At 49.5% G+C, this 16,935-nt stretch carries 17 protein-coding genes; 7 read left to right on the top strand and 10 right to left on the bottom strand.

What is annotated here, in order from left to right:
* Positions 1-544 precede the first annotated feature (544 nt).
* From B3355_RS05580 to B3355_RS05570, 3 genes are all read right to left on the bottom strand, one after another.
* Positions 545-2,701, bottom strand: coding sequence for a TonB-dependent receptor (locus tag B3355_RS05580; protein WP_292781189.1), 2,157 nt, complete (start codon positions 2,699-2,701; stop codon positions 545-547).
* 110 nt (positions 2,702-2,811) lie between these two features.
* The gene (locus B3355_RS05575; protein WP_292781186.1) at positions 2,812-4,074 is read right to left on the bottom strand and encodes a sensor histidine kinase; all 1,263 of its coding nucleotides are present in this window, start codon (positions 4,072-4,074) and stop codon (positions 2,812-2,814) included.
* Complete coding sequence (locus B3355_RS05570; RefSeq protein ID WP_292781183.1) at positions 4,067-4,741, bottom strand: response regulator transcription factor; 675 nt, start codon at positions 4,739-4,741, stop codon at positions 4,067-4,069. The genes B3355_RS05575 and B3355_RS05570 overlap by 8 nt, the downstream gene beginning before the upstream one ends.
* A gap of 449 nt (positions 4,742-5,190) precedes the next feature.
* Here B3355_RS05570 and groES point away from each other — a divergent pair, with 449 nt between their 5' ends.
* The 3 genes from groES (at position 5,191) to B3355_RS05555 (ending at position 8,018) form a co-directional block, all read left to right on the top strand.
* Positions 5,191-5,478 (top strand): co-chaperone GroES, encoded by a 288-nt coding sequence (gene groES / locus B3355_RS05565; RefSeq protein ID WP_019881496.1) that lies wholly within the window; start codon positions 5,191-5,193, stop codon positions 5,476-5,478.
* A 46-nt stretch (positions 5,479-5,524) separates the two neighbouring features.
* On the top strand, positions 5,525-7,162 hold the full coding sequence (gene groL / locus B3355_RS05560; protein ID WP_019881495.1) for a chaperonin GroEL: 1,638 nt from the start codon (positions 5,525-5,527) through the stop codon (positions 7,160-7,162).
* 241 nt (positions 7,163-7,403) lie between these two features.
* On the top strand, positions 7,404-8,018 hold the full coding sequence (locus tag B3355_RS05555) for an FKBP-type peptidyl-prolyl cis-trans isomerase (RefSeq protein ID WP_047514678.1): 615 nt from the start codon (positions 7,404-7,406) through the stop codon (positions 8,016-8,018).
* 63 nt (positions 8,019-8,081) lie between these two features.
* Here the strand turns inward: B3355_RS05555 and B3355_RS05550 are convergent, their stop codons facing one another.
* The 4 genes from B3355_RS05550 to B3355_RS05535 form a co-directional block, all read right to left on the bottom strand.
* The gene (locus B3355_RS05550) at positions 8,082-9,074 is read right to left on the bottom strand and encodes an NAD(P)H-dependent glycerol-3-phosphate dehydrogenase (RefSeq protein WP_047514681.1); all 993 of its coding nucleotides are present in this window, start codon (positions 9,072-9,074) and stop codon (positions 8,082-8,084) included.
* A gap of 63 nt (positions 9,075-9,137) precedes the next feature.
* Positions 9,138-9,614, bottom strand: coding sequence for a protein-export chaperone SecB (gene secB / locus B3355_RS05545; RefSeq protein ID WP_019881488.1), 477 nt, complete (start codon positions 9,612-9,614; stop codon positions 9,138-9,140).
* 96 nt (positions 9,615-9,710) lie between these two features.
* Complete coding sequence (gene grxC / locus B3355_RS05540; protein ID WP_019881487.1) at positions 9,711-9,968, bottom strand: glutaredoxin 3; 258 nt, start codon at positions 9,966-9,968, stop codon at positions 9,711-9,713.
* A 38-nt stretch (positions 9,969-10,006) separates the two neighbouring features.
* Entirely contained in the window at positions 10,007-10,417 is a 411-nt protein-coding gene (locus tag B3355_RS05535) for a rhodanese-like domain-containing protein (RefSeq protein ID WP_047514686.1), read from the bottom strand.
* 147 nt (positions 10,418-10,564) lie between these two features.
* Between B3355_RS05535 and gpmI the strand changes: the two genes are divergently transcribed.
* The 4 genes from gpmI (at position 10,565) to B3355_RS05515 (ending at position 15,554) form a co-directional block, all read left to right on the top strand.
* Positions 10,565-12,115: a 2,3-bisphosphoglycerate-independent phosphoglycerate mutase gene (gene gpmI, locus B3355_RS05530; protein ID WP_292781170.1), complete on the top strand. Its 1,551-nt coding sequence runs from the start codon at positions 10,565-10,567 to the stop codon at positions 12,113-12,115.
* Positions 12,116-12,132: 17 nt separating this feature from the next.
* Positions 12,133-13,515 (top strand): murein hydrolase activator EnvC family protein, encoded by a 1,383-nt coding sequence (locus tag B3355_RS05525; RefSeq protein WP_414683409.1) that lies wholly within the window; start codon positions 12,133-12,135, stop codon positions 13,513-13,515.
* Positions 13,516-13,773: 258 nt separating this feature from the next.
* A complete protein-coding gene (locus B3355_RS05520) occupies positions 13,774-14,982 on the top strand; it encodes a C2 family cysteine protease (RefSeq protein ID WP_292781165.1) in 1,209 nt (402 codons plus the stop codon).
* A gap of 143 nt (positions 14,983-15,125) precedes the next feature.
* Positions 15,126-15,554: a hypothetical protein gene (locus B3355_RS05515; RefSeq protein WP_292781162.1), complete on the top strand. Its 429-nt coding sequence runs from the start codon at positions 15,126-15,128 to the stop codon at positions 15,552-15,554.
* 9 nt (positions 15,555-15,563) lie between these two features.
* Here the strand turns inward: B3355_RS05515 and B3355_RS05510 are convergent, their stop codons facing one another.
* The 3 genes from B3355_RS05510 to B3355_RS05500 form a co-directional block, all read right to left on the bottom strand.
* Entirely contained in the window at positions 15,564-15,737 is a 174-nt protein-coding gene (locus B3355_RS05510; RefSeq protein ID WP_292781158.1) for a hypothetical protein, read from the bottom strand.
* A gap of 119 nt (positions 15,738-15,856) precedes the next feature.
* Complete coding sequence (locus B3355_RS05505; protein WP_019881477.1) at positions 15,857-16,276, bottom strand: secondary thiamine-phosphate synthase enzyme YjbQ; 420 nt, start codon at positions 16,274-16,276, stop codon at positions 15,857-15,859.
* Positions 16,277-16,338: 62 nt separating this feature from the next.
* The gene (locus B3355_RS05500; RefSeq protein WP_019881476.1) at positions 16,339-16,860 is read right to left on the bottom strand and encodes a hypothetical protein; all 522 of its coding nucleotides are present in this window, start codon (positions 16,858-16,860) and stop codon (positions 16,339-16,341) included.
* Positions 16,861-16,935 lie beyond the last annotated feature (75 nt).

Below are 16,935 nucleotides of genomic sequence, written 5' to 3'. Positions count from 1 at the left end.
GCACAGATGAACCATTGCCAGTGTATGAATGCGGAATGACGTTGATTGCCATCCTAAGGCAAGCAACACCAGGAAACCAGATACAGAAACGCGTAATTTTTAGAGTACAGTTGTACTCCAAAAAAGCACAGATGCCAGTATTGATGCGGACTGTTTCATCGCATTTCATTTACAGAGCATGTGCGTTAAAGACCTTCGTCTTAATTTCGTCAGCACGATCCAGTTCTTTAGGGATGACCATGCACTTTTTTGCCTGTCATTTAACTAAAAGACGTAATTCGGCCAAGATTGCTGGTGTCGCCAAACAATAACGACCATCAGCCTGGGGCGGGACGTGTTAAATTCTGAGGCACTGCCTGAATATCTAAAAACAAGACGCCCACCCCACTACAAAGAGGGATGGGCGTGGAAAATACTTACCGATGAAGGGCCAAATAAGTGCACCAGATCAATCATGGCAGGTTAAAGCGCTGTGCCTGTCACAAGACAGGAATGCCCTGATTGCCTCCCCAAGCGTGAACTTGGGGAGGTGTGCTTGCTTTACTTAGAAATTAGCAATCACTGACAAACGGGCAGCCAATGGGGAGCCTGGCGTTGTATTGTTGTTATTGTGTGCATAGAGGTAGTAGTCTTTGTTCAGCAAGTTCTCAATATTGAGTTGCACACGCAAATCTTTATTTACTTGCGCAAACACTGCCGCATCCAAACGCACATACCCAGGCAATCTCACGCTCGTTGAAACAGTAGGCGCTGCTGCGTACATTTCTGTACGACTGATGACACCCAATGCTGCGCCCCAAACTTCATTGAAGTCATAGCGGTTCCACAACGAGAAGGTGTGACGCGGCACCATTGCAACGTCTGCACCTGCAGGAATCACATTGCCGGCAGTGGCGTTGGGTTGCGTCTTGGTAAACTCGGCATCCTGGTATGCGTAGCCACCGGCAACACTCCAGGCGTCAGTCAACTTACCATTAATACCCAGCTCGATCCCTTTGGTCTGTTGACCATCGACCAGAATTTGATTGGTGGATGGGTTGGCAGGATCTGCAACTGCAATCTTGTTACGCTCCAGTTTATATACCGCAGCAGTCAACGACAATGCCGGTGAATAATCCCACTTCACACCCACTTCAACATTGTTATATTTTTCAGGATCGAATGATTTGTTCACAGCCGTCAAACTGGCCAACTGCTCGCCAGCACGCGGCACATAGCTAATGGTATAGCTGCTATACACCGACAGATTTTCTACTGGCTTGTAAATCAACCCTACACGTGGAGAAAACAAGTCATCGCGCGTCTTGATATTGTGGTTAGCATTCGTGGCAGCCAATCTGTAGTTCGTGAAGTCGGTGTTGAAACGGTCATATCTCAAACCGGCGATGGCAGACCACTGATCATTAAATTTCATCTGATCCTGGAAATATGCTGCGTAAGTATCATTTTGCACATAGTTATCTGCATCCGAACCATTCTGGCGCCAGGTAATCGGTGCATTCGTTGTTGGATCACTTAGCGGAACATTCACAGAAGTCGTGGCATTATTAAAGAAGCCCGTTTCACGGAAGTTGGACGTACGTTGACGCCCCAGCTCCACGCCAACGACAGACTCATGTTTGATCAAACCAGTATCCCAATTAAAAATCAGGTCGGTTTGATTAATCAGGTTCTGACGATCTGTCGCATTGTTATAGGCATCGATTCTTACCAGGCCTGCAGCTGTGACTGGGCCATTCGCAAACACGTTCTGATAAAACTTGTTGTAATTTGCATAACGGGTGCGGTTCTTCAAAGTCACCCCGTTATCAAACAAGTGTTCGAACGACACGTTAAAAGATGTCAACTCTGTGTTGGTCGGGCTTTGCTTTGCATTACCAAAGAATGTTGAGCGATTGGTATCTACTGGACGATTGCCAAATGAAGCAACCCCACGATCTGCAATCCGATCGTCTTTGAAATACTCAAGGCCGACAACGATCTTGGTCTTATCAGACGGTTTAATGGTGACCGTTGGGTTAATTGCCTTACGCTCCAAACTCACACCGTCTCGATAGCTGTTACCATCTTCGTACATGGCATTGAGTCGGAAGGCGGCCACATCATTAATGGCCTGGTTAAAATCAACAGTACCACGTGCTTGATCAAACGAACCATATTGCAGCCCTATTTCTCGCAGGGTATCCCAGTTGGCCTCTTTAGTGACACGGTTAATCAGGCCACCAGCACCGCCACGACCAAAAATCATGCCGTTAGGGCCTTTTAAAACCTCTACGCGCTCAATGTTGTAAAGATCACGATAGTATTGTGTATCGTCTCTCACGCCATCTTGAAAGAAATCCGCCGTAGATGCGAGACCGCGGAAGATAAAGGTTTCGCGGTTGCCCTCACCCTGAGCAGCGCCCACGCCTGGGGTGTAGCGAACGATATCACCAAGATTCTGTACAGCCTGATCTTTCATCTGCTGTTTATTAAAAACAGTGATCGACTGTGGAATATCTATCAGATCGGTTGCAGTTTTAGTCGATGTGCTGGACTTTTTGGTGACGTAACCATTGGTGATTGGCTGCTCTTTAACACCTGAGACATGGACATCAGGCAGTGTTTGTACCTCTTCGGCTAACACTGGCTGCGTGCTCGCAAATAGGATTCCAACGATGGCGGCTAGCGGCCGCATGCGGAAAGATTGTGTGTGATGCATTTATATTCCCTTAATCATTATATTAGAATGAGAATAAATCTCATTTCTTGAATAATAATTAACTGGGAATGAAGTTTCCGTTGGTATTTTGTGATTTTTTTGTGAACATCCTAAAAGCTGATCGTGAATGTTGATCCACGGCCTGGCTCTGAATGCAGGCTAAGACGCCAACCCTGGTTCTCACAAATGCGTTGAATCAAGGATAACCCCAGCCCCAACCCATCCAGTGGCAGCGCACTGCCACGCACAAAAGGCTTTAATACCTGATGTTGCTGATCGAGGTCGATGCCAACCCCGGTATCCACCACCGAGATTGAGGACTCGTTCAGGACAATCCTTACGTTACCGCTTTCCGTATAATTCAAGGCATTTCTGAGCAGATTAGACAACACGGCCAACAACAAATCTGCATTAAACTTTTGCTCAGGCAATGTGCCTTTCTTCACCAGGCTAAATGCAATCTTCTTTTTTGAGAAATCAAGCTGCCAGCGATCAAACGCCTCCTGGCTAATTTGCGCCAGCGTTTGCGTACTGCTGGGATTCACAACCGTACGCTCAGCACGCGCAATCATCAACAGGGATTGCAGTAATTGCTGCATTTCTGAACTCGCACGCGCAATTCTATCAATCATTTCATAATCAGCGTCCTCCTTGCTGCGATGCTGCAATAGCAACTCACAACTGGACGAAATAATCATTAAGCCACTGCGGAACTCGTGGCTAACATCGCTGGTAAACAAGCGTTCCCGCCATAAAGCATCTTTAATCTTGGTATACGCGTCTTCAAAAGACTGGGCAAGACTGCCGATTTCATCATCAGAGAACTCTTCGGCAATGATGCGCTCGCCTAATGGCTGTTGTTTTCTTTGAGAAAAAACGTGAGACAGTTTGACGATGGGGGAAAGAATTTGACGGGCTAACAGCCATCCGAACAAGCCACCCACTAGCACAGTGAACAAGAACCCTGAACGCAAGGCAAAAAACACATTATATTCAAACTCATTTTCAAACAGGCTTTGGTCTTGCACCAGGATGTAATCATGACCATTGATCGTTTGGCGATAGACAAAGTAGGTGACAGGCTTTTTTTTGATCTCGCTAAATCCATCCGGCACACTACTCAGATATTTCGGGATGGCCGGATCCGGATACTCCGATGAATATAGATGCAAACCTAGTTCTTTTAAGGTTTCATTAGAGTGAGATGAATTGGTAACAATCAGTCTAAGCTTGGTATCCATGGCAATCGACATCAACTTATCTTCTGTTGAATCGAAAATGCTATGAATTCCCAGGGTAAAGGCCCCACCAACAAACAAGGCAATCAAGGTAAATGCGATCACAATACGTGATCTGATTGAAATTTTACTCATTGGTTAAACCGATGCGGTATCCAATCCCATGAATCGTATGCACCAAAGAGTGATCAAATGGCTTATCGATTTCGGAGCGCAGTTGATGGATATGCGCCCGCAGGTTGTCCCCACGCGTAGAAACATCACTCCAAAAATGCTCCTCTAAATAGCTACGCTTTACCGCGTTCGGACTATGCTGCATCAAAAGCTCTAAAAGCTTTAATCCAAGCGGAGGGATTTTCAGGGTGACACCAGCCCGTTTGACGGTCAGGGTTTCAAGATCAAGAATGAGGTCATCTACGACTAATTTGGTACGCACCAGCCCATTTGCTCTTTTATAAATGGCAAGCGCCCTGGCTTCCAGCTCTGATAGTGAAAAAGGTTTGACCAAGTAATCATCCACCCCGGATTCAAAGCCTTTGAGACGGTCATCCAAGGTATCACGCGCCGTCAGCATGATAATCGGCGTCATACGATTACCATCTTGGCGCAAACGTTTGGTGAGTTGTATACCGTCGATACCAGGCAGCATCACATCAAGAATAATTAAATCGAACTCCTGAGTAACAGCCAGGTGCAATCCAGTCAGCCCATCCTGGGCACAATCAACCTTATGGTTTTTGGCAAAATAATCTACGATATTGACCAAAATATCTTTGTTGTCTTCAATCACTAATATGCGCATATTTCACCTTCAGGCCCTTGAGGCAAGTTCATTTTCTTTGCAGGATCCAGGGATGCACATAATCGAAGAAAATTCAGAATAGATGTTTATGCAGTTCAAAAGTGACTACATCCTCTGACCGACTCGCGCAATCATGGCATCGGTCATATTGATTAATGACATATCAGTATAATTGAGAATAAGACTTAATTGCAAAGTGCTCAATAGAAAACCTACTTCTGCCACATTCTTAAAAGTGTAGAAACTGACGTGTAATTGCCATCAACGCATCGACATTGAGCAAAGCTTGCAAATCCGTAAAAAATTTACGTGATTACTCTTGAAATCAAAAAACTCTATCCCCAATTAGCAATCAAGGTACGTGAGTGCTAAAATGCGTACCGCATTGATTAAAAATTCGTTTTAATTTCACCCTTATAACACTTTAAGAAAACTCCAAGGAGACATTCATGAGTATTCGTCCATTGCATGATCGAGTGATCGTTAAACGCGCCGCTGAAGAGCGCACAACCGCTTCTGGCATTGTGATTCCAGACAGCGCTACCGAAAAACCAGATCAAGGTGTGGTGCAGGCAGTAGGCAATGGTAAAAAAGACGACAACGGCAAAGCAATTCCTTTGGACGTAAAAGTCGGCGACAAAGTGTTGTTCGGCAAATACTCCGGCCAGACTGTTAAAGTCGATGGCGAAGAGCTGCTGGTGATGCGCGAAGAAGACATCATGGCGATTGTTGAGTAATTGACTCACAACCACCCTTATCTAATATTGAATTAGGAGAATTTAAATGGCAGCTAAAGACGTAAGATTTGGTGATGACGTTCGCCAAAAAATGGTAAATGGTGTCAACGTATTGGCTAACGCAGTACGCGTGACTTTGGGCCCTAAAGGCCGTAACGTGGTGTTGGAGCGTTCTTTCGGCGCACCTACCATCACTAAAGACGGTGTGTCTGTGGCCAAAGAAATCGAATTGAAAGACAAATTCGAAAACATGGGCGCACAAATGGTGAAAGAAGTTGCTTCTAAAACCAATGACATCGCTGGTGACGGTACAACGACTGCGACTGTATTGGCACAAGCCATTATCCGTGAAGGCATGAAATCTGTTGCCGCCGGTATGAACCCAATGGACCTGAAACGCGGCATCGACAAAGCGGTTGAAGCAGCCGTTGCAGATTTGGCAGCACAATCAAAACCATGTACAACCAGCAAAGAAATCGCACAAGTAGGTGCTATTTCTGCTAACTCCGACACCTCCGTTGGCCAGATCATTGCTGACGCGATGGACAAAGTAGGTAAAGAAGGCGTGATTACCGTTGAAGACGGTTCAGGCCTGACCAACGAGCTGGATGTGGTTGAAGGTATGCAGTTTGACCGTGGTTACCTGTCTCCATACTTCATCAACAATCCAGAGCGCCAAATCGCGTTGCTGGACAATCCTTTCGTGTTATTGCACGACAAAAAAGTATCCAACATCCGTGACCTGTTGCCAACATTGGAGCAAGTAGCGAAAGCGGGCCGTCCATTGTTGATCATCGCTGAAGATGTTGATGGCGAAGCATTGGCAACCCTGGTGGTGAACAACATCCGCGGCATCCTGAAAACGACCGCTGTTAAAGCGCCTGGTTTCGGTGACCGTCGTAAAGCCATGCTGGAAGACATCGCGATCTTGACCGGTGGTACTGTGATCTCTGAAGAAGTGGGCCTGAAACTGGAAGCCGTACAATTGCATGACCTGGGCCAGGCAAAACGCATCGAAGTGGGTAAAGAAAACACCATCATCATCGACGGCGCAGGTAACGAAGAAGCCATCAAAGCCCGTATCGGCCAAATCAAAACACAAATCGAAGAAGCGTCTAGCGACTACGACCGTGAAAAACTGCAAGAGCGCGTAGCCAAACTGGCTGGCGGTGTGGCTGTGATCAAGGTTGGCGCAACGACTGAAATCGAAATGAAAGAGAAAAAAGCCCGCGTGGAAGATGCATTACACGCAACCCGCGCTGCCGTTGAAGAAGGCATTGTGGCTGGCGGTGGTGTTGCACTGATCCGTGCCCGTGACGCGATTGCTAAAGTGAAAGGTGACAACCTGGATCAAGATGCTGGTATCAAAATCGTTCTGCGTGCAGTTGAAGAGCCATTGCGCCAAATCACTCAAAACGCTGGCGTTGAACCATCTGTAGTCGTAAACAACGTAGCTGCTGGTAAAGGCAACTACGGTTACAACGCGGCTAACGAAACCTATGGCGACATGGTTGAAATGGGCGTATTGGATCCAACCAAAGTGACACGTTCTGCACTGCAAAATGCAGCTTCAGTCGCTGGCTTGATGCTGACGACTGACTGCATGGTTGCTGAGCTGCCTAAAGAAGATGCACCATCTGCACCGGATATGGGCGGGATGGGTGGCATGGGCGGCATGATGTAATTTCAGCGTCGCTAAAGCGGTGATTGCTGCGTTGCATATCCTTGTCGTACTTATTGTACTGCCTGCGGATACGCGCCTTGCACTCATCGCTTTAACTTGCTGAAATGCCCTAAGCAGCATTAAAACAAAACCCGCAAAAGCGGGTTTTGTTTTATCAACGACTCTCCGTCATAATGATGGATTAAATCACTGTTTCACACACGCATCCACGCGTGCTATTTAAATAACGAAAGAACACATCATGGCAACTCAATTAGACTCACTCACCCAACGCTTAAGCTATATCGTCGGTGAAAACCTGGCACATCAACTTAAAAATGATGGCCTCGAACTGGACGCAGAAGTGGTCGCACTCGCAGTGAAAGATGTCATGTCCGGTCAGGCGTCCCGCTTAACTGATGACGAAAAAAGAAGCGCAGTCGAGCAGGTACAACAAGAGAGCCAGGCAAGGCAAATGGCTGCGCATGCGAAAAACAAGGCCGAGGGCGAAGCCTATCTGGCAGACAACGCAAAAAAAGAAGGCGTGACAACGACGGCCAGTGGTCTGCAATATAAATCATTGGTGACTGGTAGTGGCGCAAAACCAACCACCAGCGACCGCGTCAAAGTGCATTACAGAGGCACGCTGATCGACGGCACGGTGTTTGATAGTTCTTATGACCGCGGTGAACCGATTGTTTTCCCGGTGACTGGCGTGATCGCAGGCTGGGTAGAAGGCTTGCAATTGATGAATGTAGGCAGCAAGTTTGAGCTGACAATCCCATCCAACCTCGCCTATGGCGCAAATGGCAGCGGCCCGGTGATTGGTCCGGATGCGACCTTGGTGTTCGAAGTAGAATTGTTAGATATTGAGTAAGTTTTACGATAAAAAAACCAGACCTCTTGGGTCTGGTTTTTTTATTTGTGCGAAGAAAAGGGACTAAACCGACTCCTGGCGTTGCCCTCTACCCAATAAAGCCGTCACAGCTTCCTGTGCAGATTTATGGTTGGTCAGTAATTGATTGACTTCAAAGGTAATCGGCATTTCAACGCCTATCGTCTCAGCACGACGCATCACTTCGCGCGCAGTATTCACGCCTTCAGCCACGTGCCCTAAACCTGCCAGTATGCTTTCAAGTGACTTGCCAGAAGCGAGTTGCAAGCCAACTTCACGGTTACGTGAATATTGACCGGTACAGGTCAGGATCAGGTCGCCAGCGCCTGCTAACCCCATAAACGTTTCCGCTTTGGCACCCAAGGCCATACCAAAACGGGTAATTTCAGCCAGGCCGCGCGTAATCATGGCGGCACGTGCATTGTTACCAAAGCCCATGCCATCCGAGATCCCTGCGGCGATCGCCATCACATTTTTGACCGCCCCACCGACAGAAGCACCCACCACATCCACACTGTCATACACGCGCAAGCAACCACCGTGTATGAGTTGCGCAGCCTGTTGTGCCAGCTCCCGGTGATTCGCCGCCAGCGTAATGGCTGTGGGCAAGCCACGAACCAGCTCAGCGGCAAAACTGGGACCGCTTAACACGCCCCATGGATAATCCGCACCCAGCTCCTCTTGTGCCACTTCAAATGGCAATTTTGCCGTTTGTGGCTCCAGCCCTTTATTGGCCCAGATCAGCGGCTGCGTGATACCCAAGGCCTTAAGCTGTTGCAAGATTGGCCGGAAGCCAGCTGTAGGCACGACAGATAAAATCAGGTCAGATCCTGCCACAGCTGCAGCCAGGTCGTCTTCAACCGTAAGCTTTTCAGGAAAAGCAAAGTCGCCCAGATAGAGCGGATTAGCACGCGCCTTGCGCATACCGGAGACATGCCCGCTATTACGCGCCCACAGCACGACGTCGTGCTGTAAGGCGATATGCATGGCGAGCGCTGTGCCCCAGGCACCAGCACCAAGAACGGCGACCTTACTCATTTGGCTTTATCCAGATAAAAGACAAAAGTAAGTCACAGGTAACTTACTTTTTAAGATAAAAAATTAGTTAGGTGCGCCAGCAGCCTGGGCTGCTTGTTGCTGCTGTTGCAGGTAAAGCGCTTCGAAGTTGATCGGGTTCAACAACACAGGCATAAAGCCGGCGCGTGTCACCATGTCAGAAATCGCTTCACGGGCATATGGGAACAGAATGTTCGGGCAAGCCACGGCCAGGATAGGCTCCATGTTTTCTTGCGGCACGTTACGAATCGCAAAAATACCAGACTGGTTAACTTCCACCAGGAAAGCTGTTTTGTCTTCGATTTTGGCGGTCACGGTCACTTTGATAGAGACATTGAAAATGCCTTCTTCGACTTGCTGTGCATTATTGCCCAACTCTACATTGATTTGCGGAGTAGCACGCTCAGTGAAAATAGCAGGCGCATTTGGCACTTCAATCGAAGCATCGTGTACATACAGCTTTTCAATGCTGAAAATCGGCGCTGCGTTTTGTTCTGTTTGGTTCTGTGAATCCTGAGCCATGAATTATCCTTAATAATTATCAATACACAAAGCCGCTATTCTAACCGGACATCCCCGGCATGACTATGTGTTTTTTGTGACAAAAAACAATGTGTTTCAAGCAGCCAGCAATGGGTCCAGGCCGCCTTGTACATCAAGCGCATGCAAGTCATCAAAGCCACCTACATGCTGCTCGCCAATAAAAATCTGCGGCACGGTACGGCGACCGGTTTTTTCCATCATTTCAGCCCGTAATTCCGGCTGTAAATCGACGCGGATTTTTTCAATCTCGGTCACGCCCTTGTTCTTCAACAAGCGCTCCGCATTGATGCAATAAGGGCATACTGCGGAGGTATACATCACGACTTTAGCCATACAATTCCTTTTAAAAACATTCCTGCGTGCAATGCCGCTTATTTGCTGCTCGGCATCTTGGCCTCTATCCAGGCCAGCATGCCACCCTTGAGTACATTCAAAGTCGTAAACTGTTGCGCTTTGAGCAATTTAGCGGCGGTATGCGCACGCCTGCCACGCTGGCAAACAACCAGCACAGGTTTATCGCGAAACTTTTCCAGCTCTTTGAGGCGCTCAGACAATTGCGATAACGGCACATTGCGCGCCCCTTGCAAATGGCCTTGGGCAAATTCGTCAGGCTCTCGCACGTCCAGCACCAGCGCAGACTTACGGTTCATCAGTATCACGGCTTCAGTCACCGAGAGTGAAGTGATGCCAGCCACAGAGCGACTCAACATCGGCAATAGCAAGGCCAGGCCCGAACCGATTGCCAAACCGATCAACAATACATTTTGTTTTAAAAACTCCACTTGTACACTCGCCCTCTTAGCTTAATGATTAGCAGCACGACTGAATAAAAGCACCGGCCCCTTCGGGTATGCGTCGCCTGCGGTTGCGATTATAATAGACGAATTCATCAATTCGACGTTCCGTCACCACTTTAAAGACTGTTAGCCATGTCAATCAAACCTGTCATTTTGCTCATCCTCGATGGTTTTGGTCACAGCGAGACCACTGAATTCAATGCCGTGTTACAAGCCAACACCCCGAACCTGGACAGATTAAAGGCCACTTACCCGCACGGGCTGATCAATGCCTCCGAGCATTACGTCGGCTTGCCAGATGGCCAGATGGGCAACTCTGAGGTCGGTCATTTGAATATTGGGGCGGGACGTATCGTCTTTCAAGACTTTGAACGCATTAATAACAGCATCAGCAGCGGTGAGTTTTTCAAATTGCCTGCCCTGGTGAATGCCATGCAGGCACTCAAAGCGAATGACAAAGCCTTGCACATTCTAGGGTTGCTGTCTGACGGTGGTGTACATAGCTATCAGCCACATATTCATGCCATGCTCGACATGGCCAAGCAACAAGGCCTGAGCAAGGTCTATGTGCATGCCTTCCTTGATGGCCGCGACGCGCCGCCAAAGAGTGCGCAGCCCTATCTGCAAGCACTGGAAGACCACCTGAGCGCACTGGGTGTGGGCAAAGTCGCCACCGTTAGCGGCCGTTTTTATGGCATGGACAGGGACAAGCGCTGGGAGCGTGTATCAGTGGCTTATGAGCTGCTGGTCAATGGCACTTCTGACTATGTCGCACCTGACAGCCTGACGGCTTTGCAGCAAGCCTACGCACGTGAAGAAAGCGATGAATTTGTAAAATGCACGGCTATCCGCGCAGTGGATGCGGCACCGACCCGGATGGAAGATGGTGACTGCCTGGTGTTTATGAACTTCAGGAGTGACCGTGCCCGCCAGCTGACAGATGCCCTGCTCAACCCACAATTTAGCGGTTTCGAACGTAGCCGCGTGCCGCGCTTCAGCCACTATTTTACGCTGACGCAATATGACAAAAACCAAACCTTGGCCGAACCAGTGTTTGCGCCATTTACGGTGTCTAACACCTTTGGCGAATACGTGTCTAATCTTGGGCTAAAACAACTGCGTATCGCCGAGACTGAAAAATATCCGCACGTGACGTTTTTCTTTAACGGCGGTGAAGAAACCGTATTTGCAGGCGAAGACCGCATTCTGGTGCCATCGCCTAAAGTCGCGACTTATGACCTGCAACCGGAAATGAGCGCTTACGAGCTCACCGACAAACTGGTGACGGCGATTGAATCCCAGCAATACCAGGCAGTCATTTGTAATTATGCCAACGGCGATATGGTAGGCCATACCGGCAACCTGCAGGCAGCGATTAAAGCGGTAGAAACCCTGGACACCTGTGTTGGGCGCGTAGTCGCTGCGGCACAAAAAATGGGCGCAGAAGTCATTATTACCGCTGATCATGGCAATGCCGAAAGCATGTTTGACCACGCCAGCGACCAGGCACACACCCAACACACTACCAACCTGGTGCCGTTTATTTACATTGGCCGTGCCGGGCACATTACCCCAGAAGGGGCGCTGTCTGATATTGCACCGACCTTGTTGTCATTAATGGGGGTACCGCAACCGGCCGAAATGACCGGTAAAAACCTGATCACCCTCAATGCAGCAGCCTAAACTGGCTCGCCTGGTGCATGCCTGATTTCAGCATGATTGCTTACCCACAGCCCAAACGACTGTGTGCAGCCTTGGCTGCGTGCCTTGTCTTGTGTGCAAGCAGCTTACCTATGCCTGTGCACGCAGCGGCCAATGACAAAACCGAAACCACCAAGGGCGATCTGGAGCAAGTCAAAGAGAAAATCCAGCAATTAGCCAATGCACTCAAAGCCTCACGCGTGGCCAAGCAGGATGCACATGAGGCGTTAAAAGCCTCAGAAACCGCCATCAGCAGCTCACGTAAAAAGCTGCGCGAAATTCAGGATGCGCAACAGGACAATCGTGGCAAACTGCAAGACTTGCAAAAGCAATTGTCATTACTGCAGCGCCAGGTCAATCAGCAGCGCCACACGCTGAGCGAACAGCTTAATCAGCAATACCGCCATGGCAATAACAGTCCGCTGCAAATGTTATTACAGCAACAAGACCCGGCTAACACCACGCGCAACCTCAAATACCTGGGCTACCTGACGGCGGCTCACCAGCAGCAAATTCAGTCATTGCAAGATAACCAGGAAGCGATAGACCGCGTACGCTCGGCCACCACAGAGCAACTGCATGAAACCGAGCGCCTGGCGAATCAATACAGTGAAACGACGCAAAAACTGGAAGGTGAAAAATCACGCCGGACTGAGGCACTGAACGAGCTTTCCAAGCAAATTGAAACGCAAGAACAGCAAATGGTGCGTCTGAAAAAAGACGAAGAAGCCTTGTCACAATTGTTCCAGCGCCTGCTGGCCGAAGCGAAAAAGCGCGAGCAGGAAGCACTGGCCAAAGCCAAACGCGAAAAAGAAGCGGCCGCGAAAAAAGCCGCTGAACTGGCACGCAGCAAGAAAAAATCTGGCGGACGCACCTTTGAACACGCTCCCCAGACCAATGTCGATGACAGCGAAAGCAATACACCAAACAACACAGTCGTTGCTAAAAATGAAACCTTACCCGAATACAACGCCAATAAAGAAAACTTCTCGCAATTGCGCGGTCGCTTGCGCTTGCCGGTACGTGGCGATGTTATTAACCGTTTCGGCACTGCACGCGCAGACACGGGCGTCAGCTGGAAAGGCATTTTCATCCGCGCCAAAGAAGGCAGCGAGGTCAAATCCGTGGCGGGCGGCCAAGTAGTCTTTGCCGACTGGATGCGCGGCTTTGGCAACCTGATCGTGGTCGATCACGGCAACGGCTATATGAGTTTGTATGGCAATAATGAGGCTTTGTATAAGTCTTCTGGACAAAGCGTCAAATCCGGCGACACTATTGCCGCCGTCGGCAACAGCGGCGGCAATGCCGAAAACGGCGTCTACTACGAACTGCGCCGCAACAGTATTCCTTTTGATCCCCTGCAATGGAGCACTGTGCGCTAGCACCGCGCACTCTTCACTCGCAAACCAGCACCCACGTAAATGACCACCTGAGATAAGAGGTGGTTTATTTTTGTCTCCAGCTAAATACTCAACCCAAAAATGATAAATTAATTTAAATTTAATTATNNTATTAACGTATTCATATACCATCAAATGTCCGGAAAACATCCGGAAGGCAATGGGCGCACCAGCGCTCATGACCCTAGCAATCAACTTAACCTCGTTCGTTTATACAAACAGTCGTTTAGGAGAATAGCCATGGAAGTGAATATTGGAGTCATTAATCCGTATGCCGCCGCAGAAGTGATTGCGCAAAAGAAAATCAACTGGGAGCAAGTCGCCGAACCTGAAGTCATGCTGGCGGAGATTTTAGGCGTCAGCGCAGAAAAAATCTTTGACCTGCGTAACCCCATCCTCAGGCCAGATGCTGAACTTTCCGCCGACGGTAGTCTGAAGGTGCTATCTGAAGCACAAACTGCAGACAGGATTAACCGTTTCTATCAAACCCAAAGTCCTGTTGCCACCAGATCTATCGGTGCACAACGTTTGCGCCTGGGCACCATCAGAAAATCGGTGGTGCTTTCTGAGATCATGATTAATACCGCCGTGTTACGCACGGCCATTGCCAGTACGCCATGGACACCTCCAGACAAAGACTGGGTAGATATGGGCGACTACTTTGAAGATGTGGCCGAGCTCAACGACCCAATACAAGGCGTATTGGGCGACTGCTATTTCATAGCCGCCATGGCGTCGGTCGCCTGGGCCAGACCATATGCCATCGTCAATATGACCCGCCCTTCAGCCTGGGGCAATGAGGAACAGCCGATACACAAGGTCAATTTTTATAAAAACGGGGCCGGGGAGGCACAAGCCGTGGAAGTGACAGAGTTGGTGCCAGTCAGCAAGCCTGCGCACAACTGGGTCTACGCGCGCTCACTGGATGCAGGCGAAACCTGGCCAGCTGTGATGGAAAAAGCCTACGCAAAATGGCGGACCAGTAATAGTACAGACTTTCCCAACTATCCGGCCATCGCCGGCGGCGATCCGGTGAATGCCTGTGCCGAAATCATCAGCGGTGAAAAGACTTATGTCAGTCATAGTGGCAAAACCGGCGATGATTTGTGGACATTTGTCCGTAGCCATTCGCTCAGCAGACGTACGGTTAACCCGATGGTAGCCTGGACCTATGGCTCCTCCCCCGCCGGGACCAATTACAGCACAGCCAAAGTGGTCGGCAATCATGCGTATTCGATTTTGGGCTGGCAATATGTTGACGGTGAAAAATACATCGTCTTGCGCAATCCGTGGGGCACGCATCATGCCGTGCTGGATACGCTGTCAGGTAACTGGTCTGCCTACCAGATATCGTTCTCGGCCAGTATCCCCCTCAATAGCAACGGTGTGTTTGCCATGAAGGCGAGTACCTTCCAGCAATATTTTGCCGGCTCAGGTGTCGTGGTATAAATAATGAAGCATGCCTTTGCCAGCCTCGTGCAACCAGCGTGGCTGGTAAAGGTCATCATCGCCAGACCTCCACTTTGCGAATAGTCACCACCCTGTTACTGCTAACACTGCCATTGCTGCCGGGTAGCGAAAGGAAGCCGTCAATGACGCCGCAAATTACACGCCTGATTTACCGCTATCAGGGCGCATCCGTGCCACCGCCCTACCATCGCAGCTTCGCGCTGACGGTTGATGCCGAAAGGATCCATTTGATTATCACCAGCTATGACGAGACACTAGCCGACGTAGAGCAGGAGCCAGCAGCAGATATCATGCTGCAACTGACACAATGGATTCAAGACTACCACCTGGTGGCCATGCCACGGCAGGCCATCCGCCCAGCGCTATCTGCAGATACCGGCGCAGGCATCCATTCATTGATGCTCTATGCCGGGCAGCAAAAGATCATGGATGCCAGTACGGCTAAACACACTGACAGCACAACTGCAATATTGACCGGGGATGTGGAGTCCTTCGCCAGGCAACTCACGCAATGCGTCGAGCACTATGAAACCTATATGCACACGCCCTGATATGGCTGCCTAGCGCGCATCCTCGGGGATCACCGGCAATGGCATGTTACGTCTGGCTTCGGCATAAATTTTATCCAGTTCTTCTTGCGACATGGTGATACCAGGGACGCGCTCATCTGCGCTAGGCTCATAGCCGCCAGCCGAGTGGGTTTCGGCGGCATTGGTATTTGCTGATGGCTTCACAGGCTGCTCGGTTGTTGAAGCCTCATGCTCACAACCCACCAGGCAAACAGCACACAAAAAAGATAAGACAACGATAGAACAATATTTCATCACAACATTTCTAACACAATAAAAACGAATTACTCACCCATCACATGCATCAACACGCGACGGCGGGCGGGCAAATGACGGTGCTCAAACAGGAAAATACCTTGCCACTGGCCAAGGGCAACCCGACCCTGCAACACCGGGATGGACAGGCTGGTTTGCGTAAGCGCCGTACGCACATGCGCAGGCATATCATCCGGGCCTTCCACGGTATGTATAAACAAATCATCACCATCAGGCACTAGTCGATTAAAAAACGCTTCCAAATCAACCAGTACATCACGGTCATAATTTTCATTGATCAATAGGCTGGCAGAAGTGTGTTGAATATAGAGCGTGAGCAATCCGCTCCCGATGCCGGACTGCTGTACCCATTGCAAGACTTGCGGCGTGATATCGTACAAACGCCGCCCTTGCGCATCGATAGAAAGTGTTTCGTGATGCTGTCGCATAGCGGATTCCCGGAACAAAGAACTAAAATTGCATTATACCGGGTTCAGGTCACGGGCCAGTATTACCAGTAGCGCCAGCCACCGCCCCAATAAGGTCGGTAACCCCAAGGGCCACCGTAGAAGCCTGGGCCGCCATAAAACCAGGGGTCCATGCTACGCAACCTCGCCATATCACGCTCGCGCTTCAGTTTTGCCTCAGACTCCACGCGCGCTTTTTCGCGCTTGTTAATTTCGTCAGCAATGGCATTCTGTTCAGCCAGTGCATTGGCCTGCTGCATGTAATTGAGCACGCCTTTGGAGATGCCTTTTTGATGCCAGTCCAGCACATCAGACGGCGTCAGTGAATAGCGTGACTGCGATTGTTTGATCGCCTCAATAATCTCGGCATCGGTTTTGCCTTGCTTGCTCATAGCCACAATCTGCTCCAGGGTCAACGTGGATTGGGCAGGTGGCACCAGCGCAGCGAGCTGCTCAGGCGAAATGCGGTCAATTTGCAAAGGCTGTGGCGGCTGCGAAGCGCAGCCAGCCAGCACGCCCAGCAAAAAAGTCGCAGAGATTAAACGCAAAGATTGTGAATAACGCATAGTGCTTCCATTCTACACCCGATAAAAGTAAAGGGTCACACCCGGTATGACCCTTTTATTGCAATCAAGGTTCAG

This window comes from Methylophilus sp. UBA6697 (assembly GCF_002454655.1).
Taxonomy (GTDB): domain Bacteria; phylum Pseudomonadota; class Gammaproteobacteria; order Burkholderiales; family Methylophilaceae; genus Methylophilus.
The sequence above is the reverse complement of the archived record's forward strand: the minus strand, read 5'-3'. Positions and strand labels throughout refer to the sequence as shown.